The organism is Halanaerobium sp., from assembly GCF_003070835.1.
In genome coordinates, this window is record NZ_QBLR01000303.1 from 1 (window position 1) to 3998 (window position 3998).

Consider the following 3998-nt stretch of genomic DNA (forward strand, 5'->3'; position numbering starts at 1 on the left):
TATAGTTTCTATATTTCTTTCTTTTAAATCACGTGAATAATAATCAGTAAAACAATCTATACCAATTACCTCTTCCCCTGCCGCCAGTAATTTTTTTGCCAAATTAGAACCAATAAAACCTGCTGCTCCTGTTATTAAGTGTTTCAAAGTCAATCACTCCAAATTTAATTATATTTGTTCAATTAAGTCTTCCCACTTTTTTATGATTTTATTTTTTTTAAGCTGTTCTGCTCTCCTAAATGCTTTTTTACTATACTTTTGATGAAGATTATTGTTAGTTAATAATAGTTCCATCTTTTTAGCTCCCCTTCCACCTAAATTAGGAATAAAAAAAGCAACTTTTTTAATTATTATTTTCCCCTTCCAAATTTTAATATAAAATTCTTTTTTCTATATTATCTATCATTTTATTGAAAGTGTAATTTTTTTTGTAAATTTTTTGAGCATATTCTCCCATTTTTTCTTTTTCTTTATTCTGAATCATTTTTAATAATGTATTTGCAAATTTAGTTGTATTTCTTTCTGATAAAATCCCAGTTTCACCATCAATTACAAGCTCTCTAACACTTGGAATATCGACTGCAACAATTGGTTTAGCCGCAGCCATTGTCTCTAATACTATCCATGGGCATCCTTCATAAATAGCAGAATGAGCTACAAAATCAACCTGTTTTAAAATTGAAGGAACATCTTCTCTAAATCCTGTGAAAATTATTTTATCTTCTAAGTTTAGTTCTTTCACTAAATTTTTATATTCTTGAGCTTTATCTCCAGTTCCAACAAACAATACTTTAAACTTTTTATAATTCTTATTTAATTCATTTATTGCATTTATCAAATCTTGTTGTGCTTTTTGCCTTCCTAAACGTCCAATATTTGCTATTAAAATATCATCTTGGTCAATATTATATTGTTTCCTAATATTATTCTTAATCTTGGGATTAACAAATTTTTTTGAGTTAACACCATTATAAATCAATTTTATTTTTTCCTTTGAAACAACATTCTCAGGTAATTTTTCCAAACTTTTATTTAAAGTTGTTTTAGAAATAGCCATAAAATCAGTTACAAAATTTTCTAAAGCTAAACGATTATAAAAATGATTATTTATAGATTTTGCTAAAGCTCTTCTATAAACAATTTTATCAACATTTGCAAAATAACCAGCTAATGATGCAAACTTAAAGTGAGATGATTGACAGAAAAACATAACATTTATCTTATTATTTTTTAAATAATTTCTTAATCTAATCACTCTAGCAATATTAAGAAATGTGCTACTATTAATTTTTGGTATATGTTCAACATTTAAGTCAGCTTCTTTACATTTTTGAGCAAAAGGAGTATCTTTTTTAGCTAAAACAAAAACATTATACCCTTTTTCCTTTAATTCTTTTGCAGTTTTATAATTCCAGCCTTCTACCCCACCCCATATTACTCCTGTGTTTATAAATAATATATTTCTTTTCATTATCTTAATAACCCCTATTAAAAAAATAGCTGTTTTTGTTAATTGTATATTTATCTTTAATATAAATATCTAAATTAAATTTATCTAATATTTCAAAAGCTTTTTCTTTTTGGGAAAGAGAAATCTCTTTTTCCCATTTTTTTATTATACTTTCTTTATTTCTTTTATTAATCAATTTTTTTGAGTTTTTACTAGCGGTAGTTCTAGATGGCTTTTTAGTTTGCTCAAACATTTTATCCAAATCATTTAAGTCAAGTTGTTTATATAATTTTAGTAACGTTTCTTCTTCATTAACAACTAAATCTTCATAACTTATGACAATCCACTCTTTATTATTCAAACTAGTTAAAGGAGGGTTGTTTTCTAAGCACCACTGTAAAATTCTTTTCTCAAATTCTGAACCATGTTGATATAGTTGTTCAGCATATTTAATTTCTTCTTGGTTAAAAAATTTTTTTAAATAAACTTCATTTTCTAAATAATGCTTAACCCTATCTTCCATTTTCTCTCGTACTAAAGATAATGCTACTGGAATTGGATGCCGTAACAAGAAAACAATTTTAATATCAAATTCATTTTCAAATTTATTAATTAAATCTTTAGCTCTTAAAATTTTAAATACTCTTCTATTAGTTTTATAATCAAATTTTCCATTTAATATATCTTTAAATTTTTGCTGTCCAACAAACAATTCATCATTCAAGATGCTCTCAAAATATTTGAGGAATTTATCCTGTCTATCTGAGCTACTATAGATTTCTGACCAATTTGCATCAATATCTGTTAGATAGCCTTTGTGTCTATTAGTATGTAAAGGCTCATTTATATATTTAAAATTATCCTGTGAATTAATTATTTCCATAAGCCATGTTGACCCACTTCTTGGAGTAGAAAAAATTGAAACATCTTTTTTATCAGATTTATTGTGTTCATTAAACAACTTGGCTGGCAAAAATTTAATGTATTCTCTTATTGTTCTTAAGTAATTAAGCATTATTTCCTCCTGCTAATTTTCCTAATCTTAAATTTTATTATTTATCTTTAATGACAGAGTTAGTATTGAAATTTAAATTTGAAATTATAAAAGTAATTGCTATAAAAAACCAAAATAAATGTAATGGTTCAGTATCACCAAAATTATACTGTGTTAATCCCTGCACGTTATAAATAACAAAAACTAATATACTACTAAGATAAAATAATTTATAGTTGATATTTATCGCATATTTATAATCTATTATTAAACGTTTCAAAACTATAAACATTAAGTATAAAAAAGATAATAAACCTATAATTCCTAATTCTGCTGCAAAATTTAGTAAATTATTATGTGAGTGACTAAATGGTGAAATCCCTTTAATTTTGTAATTATTTATATATGCCTGTTTAAATTGATCATAACCAACACCATTAATTGGGTTATTCATAAACATCTTAACAGCAGAAGTCCAAAGACCTATTCTAGTCGTATTTGATCTATTAGTTTTTAAATCATACTCAATGTTAAAACTACTAATAAATCTTTCAGTATAGACATTTGGTAAAGAAATGAAAATAATTAGTAGAATAATTATTGAAACTAATAAGATTTTTTTCCCTTTTAAAAGTCCTAAAATAAATACTGCTGCTAAAAAGCCAAGCCATGCTCCTCGAGTTTTTGTGAAGATTAGATTAAATAAAAATAATAAATCTAAAACAAAAAATAAAAGCTTTTGATTTTTTTTAAGATTCCCCCAAATTAAATAAACACTTAAAAACGCTACTAAAACAGCCATGAAGTTACCAAAAGCTAAAGAAGATGTAAATCCAGTTACCCTATTTATTCCCAAAAATATTTTTTGATATAAACCATATAAAGCTGCTATAGTTGCTGAAAACAACATTAATTTAAATAAGTTAATTATAATTTTCTTCTCTTTTATTTCATTAACAACTATGAAGAAAAAAATAAATGAGTAAAAAAATTTGCTCTGTAATATTTCATTATTCCAATTTCCTATCCCGGATATAAAAATAGAAGCCGAAAATAATAATATAGGTATTAAATATTCAGTTTTTATAAACTTATAATCTTTTCTTAAAATTCCTATTTTTACAAGCCAAAATATTAAAGAAAACCCCATCCCTAAATATATCAAAAATTTAGAAGTGAAAATTCCTAATGTAAAAATATAAATAGACCAAATAATAGCTTTGCTAATAATTACTACCATTCTATCCTTATTCATTAACTATCCTCCAAAAATTTTTCTATATTTTTTATCATTTTATCTAAAGTAAATTTATCTTTAATAACTTTTCTTCCCCTTTTTTCAAATCCATCCTTATCATTTTCCATCATCTTTAACACTTTATTCTTTATATCCTCCTTATTTCCAGCTTCAGCTAAATATCCTGTTTCTCCATCAATTATAATTTCAGATATATTACTGACATCAGTGCTTACAACCGGAAGTCCTGCTGCCATAGCCTCAGCTATGACAAAGCCAAAACCTTCCCAACGAGCTGTATGAACTAAAAAATCAAG

Annotated in this window: 6 protein-coding genes; all 6 read right to left on the reverse strand. The window is 25.3% G+C overall.

Features of this window, described 5'->3' with window-relative positions; genetic code table 11:
* Positions 1–147, reverse strand: a 147-nt coding sequence (locus tag CI949_RS17850) for an NAD-dependent epimerase/dehydratase family protein (protein ID WP_290768870.1), incomplete at its 3' end; no start/stop codon positions are given.
* Between the two features lie 21 nt (positions 148–168).
* Positions 169–294 carry a hypothetical protein gene (locus CI949_RS17855; protein ID WP_256208162.1) on the reverse strand — a complete coding sequence of 42 codons (126 nt, stop codon included), beginning with the start codon at positions 292–294 and terminating at the stop codon, positions 169–171.
* Between the two features lie 76 nt (positions 295–370).
* Entirely contained in the window at positions 371–1471 is a 1101-nt protein-coding gene (locus tag CI949_RS17860) for a glycosyltransferase (RefSeq protein ID WP_073157493.1), read from the reverse strand.
* Between the two features lie 4 nt (positions 1472–1475).
* On the reverse strand, positions 1476–2465 hold the full coding sequence (locus CI949_RS17865) for a sulfotransferase (protein ID WP_073157491.1): 990 nt from the start codon (positions 2463–2465) through the stop codon (positions 1476–1478).
* A 37-nt stretch (positions 2466–2502) separates the two neighbouring features.
* Positions 2503–3699: an O-antigen ligase gene (locus tag CI949_RS17870; RefSeq protein WP_081374521.1), complete on the reverse strand. Its 1197-nt coding sequence runs from the start codon at positions 3697–3699 to the stop codon at positions 2503–2505.
* A partial coding sequence (locus tag CI949_RS17875; RefSeq protein ID WP_290768867.1) for a glycosyltransferase occupies positions 3699–3998 on the reverse strand: 300 nt, incomplete at its 5' end. The genes CI949_RS17875 and CI949_RS17870, both read right to left, overlap by 1 nt.